A 15,249-nucleotide genomic window follows, 5' to 3' on the forward strand; every position below is an offset into this window, starting at 1 on the left:
CGTCCGAACGTACACGACACTAAACTGATACGGATGCTATAGCCGACGGGCTTAAAACGGGAGGAAACGATTATGACTGATATTCGAAGTAAGTACCCGCTCAACTTGCAAATGTTCGCGGAAGGCGACGAGACTCCGCCAGATGATACGCAACCTCCGAAAGAGGATACGCCTAAAAAGGTAGAGATGACGCAAGCCGAACTCGACGCGCTTATTACCCGTGAGAAGGGACGCGTAAAAAGTAAGTACGGAGACTACGACGATATCAAGGCGCAACTTGCCGCATTGCAAAGCGCAGCAGATGAGCGTATGAGAGCGGAATTGTCCGCAACCGAACGCCTCGAAGCAGAGAAGGCCGAAGCACTAGACCGCGCGCAGAAAGCAGAACAGGCGAAAGAGGCCGCACTATCAGCCGCTAACCAGCGCCTTATTAAAGCGGAGTTCAAAGCGGTAGCTCGCGAATTGAACGTGCGTACCGAAGCGCTGGATGACGTACTCTTACTCGCTGACAAGACGTCAGTTAGCGTGGATGAAGACGGTAATCCGATTGGCGTAGAGGACGCAGTTAAGGCGCTGTTAACCAATAAACCGTACCTTGTCGATGTACCGAAAAAGCCACAACCGATTGGTGATACGAAGCCAAATCCGGGAGATGACGAACGCAGGACACTCGAGCAACAACTGAGTGACGCGAAGAAGTCTAAGGATTTCGCGAAGGTAATTGAACTGTCAAACAAATTGAACAAGTAATAGGAGGTCTTGGATAAAATCCAGGGCCTTTTTGTTTACCCAAATTTAAGGAGGAAATAAACATATGTTGAAAACTTACTCATTCCAGGACCAAGTACGCCAGCTCGAAGCAGGTATCTCCCTAATCATTGATGACGAGCCTACGTTGCTTGGTTTGATCGGACTTGGAACTACTCCGCTCTATCAAACTAAGTTCGAATGGATGTCCGATTCGCTTAACTCCAACCGCGCAGTTGCAGCGGCTGAGGCTTCCGCTTCTGCGACATCTATTACAGTAGCTTCCGGCGATGGTCTTAAATTCCGCGTTAATGCTGTCGTAGTAGTCGGCGAAGAGTATATGAAAGTTACCGCAGTTGCTGGTGACGTTGTAACAGTTGTCCGTGGCTTTGACGGAACGACTGCGGCTATTGTTCCGGCAGGTGAAGAAATCCGTATCGTTGCGCGTCCACAATTGGAAGGCGCTATGCCTGGCGTAGACGAAGGACACGACCGTTATGTAGATTACAACGTTACGCAAATCATCGAACGTTACGCAGCCGTGTCCAAGACGCAACAAGCTGTCCGCACACACAACGTTGATGACGAGCTGAACTATCAAGTTCAACTACGTCTGAAAGAGTTGCAACGGGAGCTTAACGACTGGTTGATTTATGGACGTCGTATTGACGGCGCGCCAGGTACACCGCGTATGACGGGTGGTCTTTTGTACTTCGCCGAGAAGAAAGGCGCAGCAAAAGAGAACGCAGCCGGCGGAGAAATCACACCGACACTGTTGAACAACTTGGCGGAGAAAGTATACCAACGCGGAGGCTCCGTTAACACGATCCTCACGAACACTGCGGGCGCACGTCAGATCTCGAAATTCGCGAGCGACACTATCCGCACTGAGCGTACTGATACGGCTACAGGCCACAAGATTCAAACCTTCGTGTCCGATATCGTGGGCGGCTCTGTCGCGACGGTTATCGTAGACCCTAACTTCCCGAAAAACAAGATCGCTATGTTTGATCGCAGCATCTTGTCTATCAATCCGCTTAACGGACGTGGGGTACACGATGAGGACGCATCAATCGCAGGCGCTGACTTCGTGGCTCGTCAAATCCGCGGTGAGTATGGCGTAACTGTCAAAAATGCCGGCGAGAAAATCGCGATCCTCGAAAACATCAGCACAACCGTATCTTAATCGGAATAGCACATGGGCGGCTTCGGTCGCCCTTTAATAAACGGAGGTGAGCGCAAAGTGGCGAAGTATAAAGCCGCGCCGCATTACGTGATTTCCGGCGGCATCGAATTTACGGCATTCGGAACTTACGAAACGGAAGACGCGGATAAAATCGCACTATTAAACTCGTTGGCTCCGCTATGGATTACGCGAGTGGATAAACCGGAGGAACCTGCGCAAGTGGACGAAGTTGAAGCGGAAGATAAACCCGTTAAAGCTCCGGCTAAACCGCGCAAAGCTAACGCTACGTCCTCCGCAAAATAAACGGAGGTGTGGCGTATGGCAGTTACAGTAACGGACGCGGACGAATATATCAACGCGAATTGTATCGATATAGAAGACTGGGCGGAGGCCGAAGACGCGAAAAAACAACGAATTGTTACGCGCGCTTCCTTCGTGCTTACGAACAAGTATCCGAAGTATACGATACCTGACGCAGCGGTATACGAATTTGCTAACGCACTGGCAACGGCATTTAACGATACGAATCGGTTGCAGCAGCAAGGAGTCGCGTCATTCGGCGTGACCGGCGTCGCTAATTTTACGTTCAAGGACTGGGCGAAAAACGGAGAGGAAGCGTGGATACCGGACGCAGCTCTCGATATTATTGGCGCGGAGAATGGCGTTAAGATCGGGCGTAAGACGACAAAGTGGGTGACGATGTAATGGCGATCATCCCTTTGCGTCAGACCGTTATCATATCACCTTTCCTCGGCAATGATCCGGACTACAACGAACCTCTATATGGAGATGACTACGAAGCTAAATGTCGATTTTCCGAAGGCGTCAAACTCGTACGTAATAGTCGCGGAGAAGAAGTAGCCAGCGTTGGAACGTTTCTATTCGATAAGTTGCCGCGCATTGATATCTCCGACAGATTAACGTACACCGACGAAAACATGCGGACGATAACGTACACACCCATTTCGATTAGCGTAAAACGGTGGTTCGGCGGTAAGCCCGCTTTAACGGAGGTGAACGTGTAATGTCGATCGAGTTTGATATGACCGGATTCTTCAAATCGCTAGACTTTTCGAAGGCAAACGTACAGGATGCGGCGGCCCTCGGTATGCATGACGCGACCGACGAGTTATTGCGTATCTCCCGCGAAGAAGCTCCGCTCGATAAAGGTACGCTTCGGGAGACGTCAGGTAAGCGCGTTGTCGTAAGCCCTACCGGAGTATCCGGCGAAGTTTACTATTCCGTTAATGAGCGCGGTAGTAGCGGTGATCGCGTTAACTATGCGCTAATCGTCCACGAGATGGATACGTTTAAAAATCCGACGACTCCCGGAACAAAGCCGAAATATCTCGAAGATCCACTCACACAGAACGCGTCGAAGTATCAACGCATGATTGCGGACGCGATTCGAAAGGGGCTGGCGGAGTAATGGCGATTCTAGGAGTGCCGGATATTACGGCTTATTTGCGCGTGGCTGTTCCGTATACCTACGTTGCTAACGAGTTCGCGTCAGGCAATCCGGATGACTGCGCCTATGTGCGTATGAGCGGCGGATATGAGCCGAGCGAGTGGACGAGTAAGCGGAGACCAGCGTTTCAAGTGTTAGTTCGTGCTAAGTCTCCAGCAAAAGCCACGCAAATAGCTGACGCGATATATGAGGATCTGGCGAGTAAAGGTGAGTTTTACTTCGGGATTGTCCGCGTAGTTAAATGTCGCGCGAATCAGTCCTCTCCAATATATCTCGGCAAAGACACGAACGATCGCACGATGTACTCGATAAATTTCACATTGACAACGATTTAAGGCGGCTCTTAGTAGGCGGCCTTTTTGCGTTGTCTAAATATGAGGAGGATTCTATTAATGGCACAAAACTTTTCCAAGATTGAGCTCGGCCCGGCCATCGTTGAGTACGGTGACGGCGTTGGTATGGTGACGTTTGAGACTACAATCGGCGGCGTATCGTTCACAACTGAAACGACATACCGCGATCAACTTACGGACCAAACGGGCGAGACTGTCGTAGGTAAGCGGATTACAGGCCGTAACTGCAGCGTTACTATTCCGTTTGCAGAGTATGAGCTGACCGTTATTCCGAAGATTATGACTGGAGCCTCTGTTGTAACGGACGGTACAGATTCGAAGATCGAAATCAAAACGGGCGTCGGTATGAACTTGATTGATACCGCGAAGAAAGCCGTAATCAAACCGCTTGCGAAGCTTAACGATCCCAACTTCTGGGTTACGCTGCCACTCGCGTACTCCGAGACGGACCTGAGCTACGCGTACGACAACGAAAACGAGCGGATTACCAACGTAACATTGCGGTCTACTCCGGACGAAGACGGCGTGGTTGCAGTATTGGGCGACGAGACGATCACGGCAACACCGTAATAGCGCGAATAAACGGGCGGTCCTTCGGGGCCGCTTTTACTTTAACGGAGGCGATAATATTGCGATTAATTGGCGCGAACAAATATAAGATCGGCGGCAGGACGGTAACGCCACGCAAGATCACGATTGCACAATGGCGCGACCTTTTCGATTCCATCCACGCAGTACCGCAACTCATCGTGAGTGTAATGACCGCTGCTCCCGGAGACAAGGCGGCTTATTTCGTTGCAGCTATCCGCGAATCATTTGACGATATCGTGCGCGTGACGGCCGTCCTGACGGGCATTGACGAGGAGTACATCGAACAAAACGCGTCAATCGACGAACTGGTTGCGTTCTATGGCGCGGTAGCTAAGGCGAACAATTTCGGTGAACTGTTAAAAAACGGACGAGGCGTCCTGAGTCTGGCGGGACTGAGCGGAGTAGCGGCTCCGGACGCAGTGAGCGCCGAGTAACGATAGATGAGTTTTTCATTGAATGCGCGGTTCGCCTCGGCAAAACACAAGTCGAGTTCGAATCGGGCTATTTCGTCATGGACATTTTCACCGCGCTAGAGGCCAAGAGAAAGGTTGACGCAGAGGATTGGCTGACGTCGCTATCAGTTCAACACTCCACGGGCGACGACATGAAGAAGTTGGTCGGAAGCCTCCGAGAACGCGCAGGCATGAACATCGCAAGCAAAGCGGAGTTTGACGAGTCTGGATTTGAGGCTATGCGGAGACAACTGCGCGGCCACTAAAGAGAGGTGATAACGATTAGTACAGTAGATGTCGGAGGAATCCGCGCAGTAATCACAGCGGATATTAATGGATACAACCAGGCGATTGATAAAGCGAAAACGAAAGCGAAGGAACTCGGGGATGCCGGAAAATCGGCGTCCTCTTCTTTTTCTGCGCTGAATACACGGCTATCGGAAGTAGGCGCATCCGCCGCGCAGATTGAGAAGATTAACGCAAGTTTACGGAAGGCTAATCCGGATTTGCTACGTAAGCAACTCGAAGCTGTATCCGCGGAAATGAAGCGACTTGGCGCGAGTAGTACGGAGATTGCGAAGATAACAGGCGAGCTCGAAAAGAATGCGAAAGCCGCTAACGGTGTGAGCGCGGAGGTCAAACAGCTAGGACTTGCGTATGGCGCGCTAGGTGCGGCGATGGCTGTCGTAATCACTAAGGCGGTACAGACGGCCGCGACATTTGAGCAGTCTATGGCGAAGGTTAAGGCGATAACTGGCGCAACTGGCGAAGAGTTCGATAAACTCCGTCAACAGTCGATCGACCTCGGTGCAACGACGGTATTTACGTCAGGCCAGGCGGCAGCCGCGCAGTCATTCCTCGCAATGGCAGGTTTCAAGACAAACGAAATCATGGCGGCAATGCCTGGCGTACTTAACCTCGCGGCTGCCGGTCAAATGGAGCTCGCTCGGACGGCGGATATCGCGTCGAACATCTTAACGGGGTTCCAGCTTGATGCGGATCAGACTAGCAGCGTTGTTGACGTAATGGCGAAAACAATGACGAACTCTAATACGAATATCGAACAACTCGGACTCGGAATGAAATACGTCGCCCCGATCGCAGCCAATCTAGGAGTCTCCATCGAAGAGGCATCCGCAGCCGTTGCGAAACTGTCCGACGCAGGTATCCAAGGCGAGATGGCCGGAACTCAGCTCCGTGCGATCATGCTGAGACTCGCAAGTCCGACGAACGAAGTAGCGTACGTCATGAAGCAATTGGGCGTAAGTGTCACGGATGCGGCCGGTAACTTCTTACCGTTCGCGCAGATAATTGGACAATTCGAAACTGGCTTCGGCAAGCTTACGGAAGCTCAACGCGCACAGGCGGCGGCAATCGTAGCGGGCCAGGAGGCGGCATCCGGGTTCCTCACGCTGATCAAGGCGGGCCAGTCCGATCTCGAATCGTTTACGGAAGAATTGAACAACGCGGGCGGTACAGCGGAGCAGATCGCAGAAACACAAATGGATACGCTAAATGGCGCAATTCAGGAGCTGCAGTCTGCGCTGGAAGCCGTTGGAATCACAGTTGGTGATAAGTTTGCGCCAGTTATCCGTAGCGTCGCGGAAGGTATTTCTACGTTACTCCTCGGATTCAACAGCATGGACCCCGTTATTCAAAACGCGATAATCGCGTTTGTGACAGCGACAACTGGAGCGCTCGGATTGGCAGCGGCTATTGGTGCGTTATCCCTTGCGCTGAAACTGTTGACTGTAACGAATCCGATCCTTCTCACGCTTTCCGTCGTATTAGGACTCGTTGCTGCTGGCGTAACTGCGCTTGTATCAAGCAATAATGAGGCCGCGGAAGCAGTCAGGAAACACGATGAGGCGCAGAGGTCGCTCAATGATACGTTGGCTCAGTCTCCCTTTGATCGCACAGTTTCGGAAGTCCAGGAGCTACAGGAGCAGACCGTGGAGCTGAATACGGCTCTCGCAGAACGGGCGGAGTTGCAATCGCGCCTGAACGAGATCGAGTCACTGCAGGAACAAGGGCTCGGAACTCCCGCGTTGTTGACGGAGATGTTAGAGATTAACGATGAGTTAGCAGAAATGGACGATAAGCTGCGCACGATGGGGTACGATGGCGTTGACGACGCGACTCGTAAGTTGGAGATGATGAACGACGCGATTAACGAATCAACTCCCGCGCTACTTGCAATGAAGGAAGCGGAGATCCAAGATATCGCAGCCAAATACCGTCAAGTAGAGTCGATGGAGGCGTTGTTGGATCGATATAACCAGCTATCTTCCGCGCAGAAACTTGACGAAGCTCAGAAACAAGAGCTCGTCAACATTACGGAATCTCTTCGGAAACAGTACCCGGACTTGAACGCGAAGATGGATGAATCTGGCCGCATCCGCATCCAGAACGTTGACATTATCGGAGAACATATCGCGGCTGAGCGTTCTTTTATCGACCAGTCCGCGGTTGCAGCTAACGCGTACATCAGCAATTTGCAGGCGATGGCTGACGCGAATAAGGCGTCTATTGCCGCGCAGATAAGTAACCTCGAAAGCCTAGCGAAAGCAATGAGCGCCGTTGCGGGCGTACAGTCCGCGCCTTTTGCGAAGAACGTTACGGCGATCGGAGGAGTCAGCGTTAATAAATCGTTTGAGAAGTTTGCGAGCGGTGGCGCTGAGGAACAACTCAACCAAGCGTATGAAAAGCAAGTGAAGGCGGAGCAGGCTGCGTTAGAGATCGCTCGCGCTAAAGAGTCCCTAACTTCCGGAGCTGCTTACGCTCCTGCAAAGGGCGGAGCCGGCATCAGTCTCCGAGAAGATAAATCGAAGAAAGCAAAAGGTAAAAAGGCGAAGACTCCGAAAGCCAAGAAAGAGAAGTCAGCAGCCGAAATTGCCAAGGAGATGCGCGACAAAGCGTACAATGCCGACCTCGCAACTATCCGGTATCAAGCGGAGATGTACGATTGGTCAGCGGATCAGCAGATTAAAGCGTACGAAAAGTTACGTAAGGCTCACGCACAGCACCTCAAGGAAACGGTAGAGGATGCGCGGACACTCAATCTACAACTCAAGCGCCTGCAGGAAGACAGCGTTAAATCGCGCTACGACTTCTCGATGACGTGGATCGACAAAGAGGAGCGCCGTATGGAGGATTCCGGAAAGTCCGAGGTTGCCATCGCGGAAATGAAGATCGCAGCACTCACCCGTGTACGCGACCGCTATAAAAAGGATTCCGACGAGTATAAAGACGCAGACGAGGCGCTATATAAGGCGCGTAAGGAACTCGTCAAAGCGAACGAACAAGCGGTGGCCGACGCGTATTCTGCATCCGAAAAGTGGATCGGCAAGGAAGAGCGCCGTATGGAATCCGCAGGCAAATCGGAACTCGAAATCACGCAGATGAAGATTGACGCATGGACTCGCGTAAGAGACCGCCACAAAAAGGATTCGGAGTACTACGAGAAGGCGGAGGATCAGCTTTATAACCTGCGTAAGAAGCTCGTTACCGAAACGGAGAAGCTTGCGGATCAGCTCCTGAAAACGGAGAAGACGAATATTGACGCTGCGCTTAAAGCCGATCTCGCTGCGATTGAGGAACGCAAGAAGGCGTACCTTGCGGAAGTTGACGAGAAGATTGCGGCCATTGACGCACTGATTGCGAAGGAAGCTGAGTACAATTCTGACGCGGATTACGAGACGCAACGGGCGGAGAAGCTGGCGCGCATTGACGAGCTAGGTTCCGCGGTTGGTCCGGAAGGTATCCAGGAGCGCGAGGACCTCATTAAAGAGGTTGAGCGCATGGAACTCGAACACGACCGAGAACTCCGTAAACGCGAACTCGAATCGCAGAAGCAGGCGCTCCAAGACGAAAAGGACGAACGAAACTCCGCCTTTGACGCTGAGAAAACGGAGACGCAGCGCCAGTATGAAACGCTGAAAGATGCGTTCGAAAACCACGCGGATGACGTCAAGTTTATCGAAGCGGCAATCTCGGAGTTCCGTACGAATGCTAACGCGGAGGCTAACGCAACCATTCTCGCGTCACTCGATACGTTTGTCACGCAATATAACGCGAAGATGGCTACGCTTAGTGCCGGACCTTCCGGCGTAGGAGCTTCGTCTGACCTGGCGGAGTATAACGCGAACAAAGACGCGTGGGCGGCGGCAAAGGCTTCCGGAGACACGGCGGAGATGGCGCGGTTGACGGCGCGCAACGAGGAGCTACGCAAGCTCTACGGAATCGATAAGGATACTGGTAAGCTCCAGCAGTTTAAAGTTGGCGGCGTCGTTCAAGGTACGCCAGGTTCCGCAGTTCCGGTAATCGCGCACGCTGGCGAAATGATCCTGAACGACGCACAGATCGGCAACCTTTTCCGGATGATTGCGGCAGGTCCTTCGGATACCGGCGGGGCTCCTACGCAGATTATCAACCAGTTCGACCTGTCCGTTAATGATGTGACGCTTACGGATCGCGCGGACACCGAGACGCTGTACAACGAGCGTGCACGTGTCGCAGCGCGACTCCAATCGCAAGGGGTGAAGACGCGATGAAACCGGATGTAAAAGTGAATAACGTATGGCTATCGTCTCTAGGCGCTGATCTCCTCGATCGGCGTCTTCCTGTTTTGCCTGAGTCCGACGAATACACGCTCAAACTTGCGGACACTGACGGCCTACTTAATTTCGGAAGCACATACGGAGCGCGTACGATTGATCTGACGCTGTTTATTACGTCGCCTGGGGCGCAGTTCCATACAACATTAGCGCAACTCGCACGCATGTTTAATGCTAAGCGCGGGGAGCTGACGATTGAATTTTCGGATATGCCCGGCAAGTATTACCGCGCTGTCTATAACGGGACGCTGGCGCTTGGTGCGACTGGCTCACGTGAGATTAACGTTGCGCTCAAGATGAACGATCCGTGGCCGACCGGAGCGGAAAAGGTGACGGAAGTTGAGATTACGAAGTCGCCCGAAACAATCACGGTTGATTCCGCGGCCGATGTTAACGCGCAACCGATTATTACGCTAACGAATACCGGCACGACTACGATCCGTAGTTTCCGGATTACGAACGAATACACACTTTAGGAGGCGTTATTTTGAATATATCGAACTGGCTATCCGCCGCAATCCTTAACCACGTATTACGCGGAATCACTTTTACCGCGCCCACTACAATCTACCTCGCGCTATACAAGTCCGATCCGACACCGGCTGATACGGGTTCGGAAGTAACCGGAGGTAGCTACGTGAGGATTCCGATTACATTCGCAGCTCCTGCGCTTGAGGTCGGCAATCAGACGGTGAAGAACGCGGCAGATATCGAGTTCCCCGTTGCGACTGCGGACTGGGGCCTCGTAACACACGTTGGTTTACGTAGCGCGTTGACGGGCGGTAATTTACTGTGGTCCAAAGCGGTTGATAACCCACGTACGATCCAAACAGGCGACAAGCCGAAGTTTCTCAAAGACGGAACATCCGTCAAGTTTACGAACTAAGAAGGAGAAAGGAGTAGATTAGATGGCGCAATTACCGATGTACGCGGCGATGGTTAACAGTCCGGGAACGGAGCTCGCCGCGGATATAACCGCAACAGATACGGAGATCACCGTACTGGACGCGTCTAAGCTTCCGGCCGCTCCGAACTTGGTGACGGTGGGCGGCGATGAGACTGCGGAGACAATTCTGTATACGGGGAAAACGGGCAATACGCTTACGGGATGTACGCGCGGATTCGAAGGGACTGCGAAAGGATGGGCGGCAGGAACGCAGGCGGCGCGGAATCACACGGCTTACGACTACGAGGCGGGTCGCGCTAATATTGCGGACTTGGATAACGCCGTCACTACGGTTGAGTCGTCAATAAGCACAGTGCATACGTGGGTCGGCGATCTAAGCGAATTGCAGACTACAGATAAAGACAGCCTAGTCGATGCGATCAACGAGGTTTTTACGCATGTCGATGACGGGAAAAATCTGATTGAGACCGCCGTCATTGTCAAAGGGGGAACGGTAGCAGGGACTTCCCCGCATTCTTTTGAGGAACTGGCCGACGGGATTGAAACGATCGAAACCTCAACAGCGATAAACGGTCAGGTACAACAGACTGTGACTTATGCCGGAAATCTTGTTGCAGGTGACCCGATATATACAAAAACACAGTTTGGCAGTGATGTAACCATAACTTATCCACCGTCTTCGTCGTCTGTGAGATCAGCAACATGGAGTCCGGACGACACATATTTGGCAGTCAGTACGGCCTTCCCACCGTACTTCGCTGTCTATAAACGAAATGGCTCCGTTTTTACTAAACTATCAGATCCTGCTACAATGCCTGGATCATCATCAATTGGTAATGCTTGGAGTCCTGATGGTACCTATTTATCAGTTGTTTTGGCAAGTTCACCATACTTTATTGTTTACAAGAGAGACGGGGATACTTTAACCAAACTACCAGACGCGGCAGTTTTGCCAACAAGTAATACAAGATGTGTAGCGTGGAGTCCTGATGGTACCTATCTAGCATTAGGTCACAACGATACGCCATATATTAGTATCTACAAAAGATCAGGCGACGTGTTCACCAAACTGTCAAACCCTTCAGTTTTACCAACAGGAGTGGCCGCTTCTGTGAATTTCGATCCTAGCGGAGTTCATTTAGTTGTTGGACATGGAACATCCCCATTCATAACAATTTATAAAAGATCAGGGGATACATTTACTAAATTGTCAAACCCCTCAGTTTTACCAACGGGGCTGGTGAATGCTAGTGATTTTAGTTCCAGCGGTGATTTACTATCTTGTGCATACCAAACAACCCCTTATTTGAACGTATATAAAGTAACAGGCGATACATTTGAAAAAATCCCGGATTTTGCTGATCTGCCTACTAGCGGAGCGAATGGAGTTGGCTTCATGCCTGGTACAGACTTAATGAGTGTTGGTACCACAAACAGCCCGTATCTACTGACTTACCAACGGATTGGAGACACATTCAAGAAAGTAAACCCTCTTAGTAGCAATCCACCAGTTAGAGTGTACTGTGTTGAGTACAGCAGAAACGCTACGTTTTTAGCTGTAGGTTTAGAGACAGGAAGTAGTAGTGGTATGTTGCTTTATAGTGTATCAATGGCAGCATATAAAAGTAGCAACAACATTGCTGATTTAGCAAATGCAGACGGAGCCGGTTATGCCTTGTCGAGCGGAATTACGGGCGAAAAGAAAGATGCAATTATCATATGGAGGTAGATACCCATGAAATTTTACTTTCAACTGGATTCAGACAATATCATCCGTGATGCCATAACATATCCGTATGAAGGATACACAGAAGTGGAACTGGACATGACGCACCTACCCGCAGGCATAAACGCAGGATATTACCGATGGGATGGCGCCTCTTTTGCGATTGACCCGGCACTCAAGCCCGCAGACGAATCCGATCTCGAAGCGCGCCTATCCGCAGCCGAAGCGGAAACCGCCGCGCTCAACCTCGCGATCATCGACTTATGGGAAACGATAGCTAACGGAGGTGCCGCGTAATATGGCAACGACAATTATCAACTCGTTAAAAATCGCGTACTCAACCGCAATTTATCGCCACGGCACGAAGACTTTCCCGGATATCATGCCCGCCTACATCGCTCCGGTTAAAGAATACGCGGTTATTACGTACAACAAGGCGGACCTTGACCGCGCACTTGCCAACGGTTGGATCACGGAGGGTGAATATGCGGAAACAGTAGGTGGCGGTTCCGATGTTTAATCGCGCACCTTTTAATAGCTCGCCCTTTAACCGGACACTGTCGTTCGAAGCGCTATTCACCGTGTCCATCGAGTCAGCGACGGATTTTTCAACGAGAATTAGCGGGGACTTTACGGTTGCCGTTACGTTCGAAAGCGCGACGGATTTAACCACGGAGTTTGTCCGCGAGATGGCGATGGCGGCAGAAATAACGACAGCTACGGAGATGCTTGCGCAATTAGTCCGCGAGCGTCTTTTTGGCGCGTCCATTACTACGGCGACTGACTTCGTTGTTAACGTAACCTACGCGCATATTAACGAGATCGGAATAACGGGCGACTTCAAGCCGGGCGATGTCATCGTTATTGATACGAAGCGGCAGACGATTACGATTAACGGGGAAACGGCGCTACACTTAATGACAGGCGACTTCTTCGACCTCGTATATGGCGCAAATAAACTGACGTACACCGATTCGGAAGTGGCACGCAACGTTCGGACACGCGTAACTCACCGCGACAAATTCCTCTACTAACGCAGAAAGGAGGCGCACACTTGACGAAGTATTTACAGTCGTTCGATAAGAACCGGAAGCGAATCGGCATCCTCGTAGACGCGACCGACATCCAGCGGACAAGGCGGATCAATTCGGACTATTCGCTGTCCTTTATGGTGCCGATGACATCCGCAGACTATCTCGATAAGATCGTACTCAAGGGCCATGTTCAAGACGAGCGCGGCCAATTCTACGTTATCAATAGTCGGAGTCGCGTCCGTGAGGGCCGCAAGTTAACCGCGCGCATCGATTGCTCACACGTTATGTTTAAACTCGCGGACTATAAGTATCCGTACGCGTCGTATATCTCCGAAGCTTACGGCGTACACATCTCGCAGCTCACGACGGCAATTAGTGCGGCAACTGGCGGCAAGTATACGTTCTCAATCGACGATACATTCCCGCTATTCGACGTTAAGGACTTCGGACGCGGCAACGCACTCGAAGCGCTGAACTCCGTCGTATCGATGTATGGCGCGGAGATTGAGCCGGACAATTGCGTTATTCACTTACGTAAGAAGGTCGGCCAAGATCGCGGCCTGCAGTATCGCATCCGCAAGAATATCGTATCGACATCGTTTAACGACGATTCAAACACGCTCGTTACGCGGATGTACGCGCAGATGAAAGACGGCCGGACACTTATCGGACAGCCCGCGTCGATGCTGACTGCGGATGAGCGCGTGCTGTTAAACTCTATGCCTGGCGCGATTGTTAACGGGAACCTTGCGGTCAACTACTTGATTTCGCCGTACGCGCAGTATTGGGCGACCGACGTTAACGCGTTCTACGACGGAGAGATTATCGAGCAGAACATCACGTCATATACGGAACTACTCGAAGCACAACGAAAGGCTCTCCGCGAACAAGAGGTGCCGGCGCTGGAAATCTCCGTATCGGCTGCGGATATTCACAAGCTTGATGGCGCGGAGCCGGCACCCGACCTCGGAGATACGGTGACTTGCGTAGACCCTGCGCTTGGCATGAACGGGATAAACGCACGTATTACGGAGCTCATCGAGTATCCGTACAGCAACGAGCAACATTCGCAGGTTACGATCGCAAACGTTATGCTACGTGATATGACGGATATTATCGCTGACCTTGAGAAATCGAAGAATATCGTCAGTAACCTGATAAGTAACGGGACGATTCGGACGGACGTATTCGAGGCGTTCGCGAAGGCTGCGGTTAATGACGTTCATAACTCGAAGACCGAGGTCAAATACGACACGCGCGGAATCGTCCTGCAGGACAAAACGGATGCGCGTAATCAAGTCATCATGACGTCCAACGGAATAATTTTCAGCAAGGACGGCGGGGCTACCGCGATGACTGCGATTAATGCGAACGGAATATCGGCGCCGGCCATCGTCGGGCAGCTCGGTAACTTCGTATCGCTATTAATTGGCGCGGGCAATAACGTCACTCAGATCAATACGAATGGGATCGCGGCGGGGCACGCATCTTTTAACTCCGCTCCTTTCCGCGTAGATATGCAGGGCAACGTAACAGCGAACCGGTTGACTGCTAACTCAGCGAATATATTTTCGTCCAACTTTACGAATGGCGCGATCGTAGGCTCGTCTATTAACGTTGGTAATGGGGTATTTACCGTAAACTCCAGCGGACACATGGTTGCACAAAGCGGGGAGTTCCGCGGAGATATTACGTCAGGTAGTACGATTACCGGCGCACGTATCCGTACTGCCACTAGCGGTGAGCGTATCGAGCTAGACCCGGATGGTTTTGTGTTCTACGATTCATTCGGAGCGCGGCGGGTTACTCTTGGCACAAACCAAGTCGCTAACATCAGCGGCCATACGTACTACAACGGCTCAAGTCAATCGCAAGGACTGGTGTACGCGGTGTCAAACGAGTTACATGTAATGGGTACGCAGAACTTGCGGTTAGGCGCATTGAACGGAGTGACTACGCTGCAGGGTTCTGTTAACTTTTCAAACGGAATTGATATCGGCCAGGTAACGGGGTTACAGTCACAAATCAACGCTTTGTGGAATGCGGTTAACGCGAAATCGGCACTCGGTCACACTCATACTGTGGACATTGGAACACATAATCACGGTAACAGTGCTAACCAGAATTGGCCACCAAACGGTGGAACCTTCACAACCTCAGCCGCGTAGT

The 15,249-nt window shown here is 51.6% G+C and carries 17 protein-coding genes; all 17 read left to right on the top strand.

Features of this window, described 5'->3' with window-relative positions; all coding sequences use genetic code 11:
* Positions 1–72: 72 nt before the first annotated feature.
* The 17 genes from MKY73_RS08790 (at position 73) to MKY73_RS08870 (ending at position 15,248) form a co-directional block, all read left to right on the top strand.
* A complete protein-coding gene (locus tag MKY73_RS08790; RefSeq protein WP_339306906.1) occupies positions 73–750 on the top strand; it encodes a scaffolding protein in 678 nt (225 codons plus the stop codon).
* A 64-nt stretch (positions 751–814) separates the two neighbouring features.
* Entirely contained in the window at positions 815–1,933 is a 1,119-nt protein-coding gene (locus MKY73_RS08795; RefSeq protein ID WP_339306908.1) for a DUF5309 family protein, read from the top strand.
* 57 nt (positions 1,934–1,990) lie between these two features.
* Positions 1,991–2,236: a hypothetical protein gene (locus tag MKY73_RS08800; RefSeq protein ID WP_339306909.1), complete on the top strand. Its 246-nt coding sequence runs from the start codon at positions 1,991–1,993 to the stop codon at positions 2,234–2,236.
* Positions 2,237–2,251: 15 nt separating this feature from the next.
* Entirely contained in the window at positions 2,252–2,638 is a 387-nt protein-coding gene (locus tag MKY73_RS08805) for a hypothetical protein (protein ID WP_339306910.1), read from the top strand.
* Positions 2,638–2,958 carry a hypothetical protein gene (locus tag MKY73_RS08810; protein WP_339306911.1) on the top strand — a complete coding sequence of 107 codons (321 nt, stop codon included), beginning with the start codon at positions 2,638–2,640 and terminating at the stop codon, positions 2,956–2,958. Before MKY73_RS08805 ends, MKY73_RS08810 begins: the two co-directional genes overlap by 1 nt.
* An 83-nt stretch (positions 2,959–3,041) precedes the next feature.
* A complete protein-coding gene (locus MKY73_RS08815) occupies positions 3,042–3,362 on the top strand; it encodes a hypothetical protein (RefSeq protein ID WP_339306913.1) in 321 nt (106 codons plus the stop codon).
* Positions 3,362–3,736, top strand: a complete 375-nt coding sequence (locus MKY73_RS08820; RefSeq protein ID WP_339306914.1) for a minor capsid protein — start codon at positions 3,362–3,364, stop codon at positions 3,734–3,736. Before MKY73_RS08815 ends, MKY73_RS08820 begins: the two co-directional genes overlap by 1 nt.
* A 57-nt stretch (positions 3,737–3,793) precedes the next feature.
* Positions 3,794–4,324: a hypothetical protein gene (locus tag MKY73_RS08825; RefSeq protein WP_339306916.1), complete on the top strand. Its 531-nt coding sequence runs from the start codon at positions 3,794–3,796 to the stop codon at positions 4,322–4,324.
* Positions 4,325–4,383: 59 nt separating this feature from the next.
* The gene (locus MKY73_RS08830; RefSeq protein ID WP_339306918.1) at positions 4,384–4,779 is read left to right on the top strand and encodes a hypothetical protein; all 396 of its coding nucleotides are present in this window, start codon (positions 4,384–4,386) and stop codon (positions 4,777–4,779) included.
* 290 nt (positions 4,780–5,069) lie between these two features.
* Positions 5,070–9,350: a phage tail tape measure protein gene (locus MKY73_RS08835; protein WP_339306920.1), complete on the top strand. Its 4,281-nt coding sequence runs from the start codon at positions 5,070–5,072 to the stop codon at positions 9,348–9,350.
* Positions 9,347–9,889: a phage tail domain-containing protein gene (locus MKY73_RS08840; protein ID WP_339306922.1), complete on the top strand. Its 543-nt coding sequence runs from the start codon at positions 9,347–9,349 to the stop codon at positions 9,887–9,889. Before MKY73_RS08835 ends, MKY73_RS08840 begins: the two co-directional genes overlap by 4 nt.
* An 11-nt stretch (positions 9,890–9,900) precedes the next feature.
* Complete coding sequence (locus MKY73_RS08845; RefSeq protein ID WP_339306923.1) at positions 9,901–10,299, top strand: hypothetical protein; 399 nt, start codon at positions 9,901–9,903, stop codon at positions 10,297–10,299.
* 22 nt (positions 10,300–10,321) lie between these two features.
* Positions 10,322–12,049, top strand: a complete 1,728-nt coding sequence (locus MKY73_RS08850) for a WD40 repeat domain-containing protein (protein WP_339306925.1) — start codon at positions 10,322–10,324, stop codon at positions 12,047–12,049.
* Positions 12,050–12,055: 6 nt separating this feature from the next.
* Positions 12,056–12,343, top strand: a complete 288-nt coding sequence (locus MKY73_RS08855) for a hypothetical protein (RefSeq protein ID WP_339306927.1) — start codon at positions 12,056–12,058, stop codon at positions 12,341–12,343.
* 1 nt (position 12,344) lies between these two features.
* Entirely contained in the window at positions 12,345–12,566 is a 222-nt protein-coding gene (locus tag MKY73_RS08860; RefSeq protein WP_339306929.1) for a hypothetical protein, read from the top strand.
* Positions 12,567–12,627: 61 nt separating this feature from the next.
* Complete coding sequence (locus tag MKY73_RS08865) at positions 12,628–13,080, top strand: hypothetical protein (RefSeq protein WP_339306930.1); 453 nt, start codon at positions 12,628–12,630, stop codon at positions 13,078–13,080.
* 20 nt (positions 13,081–13,100) lie between these two features.
* The gene (locus MKY73_RS08870) at positions 13,101–15,248 is read left to right on the top strand and encodes a phage tail spike protein (RefSeq protein WP_339306931.1); all 2,148 of its coding nucleotides are present in this window, start codon (positions 13,101–13,103) and stop codon (positions 15,246–15,248) included.
* The last annotated feature ends 1 nt before the right edge of the window (position 15,249 follow it).

The organism is Paenibacillus sp. FSL R5-0519 (genome assembly GCF_037974275.1).
GTDB lineage: Bacteria > Bacillota > Bacilli > Paenibacillales > Paenibacillaceae > Paenibacillus.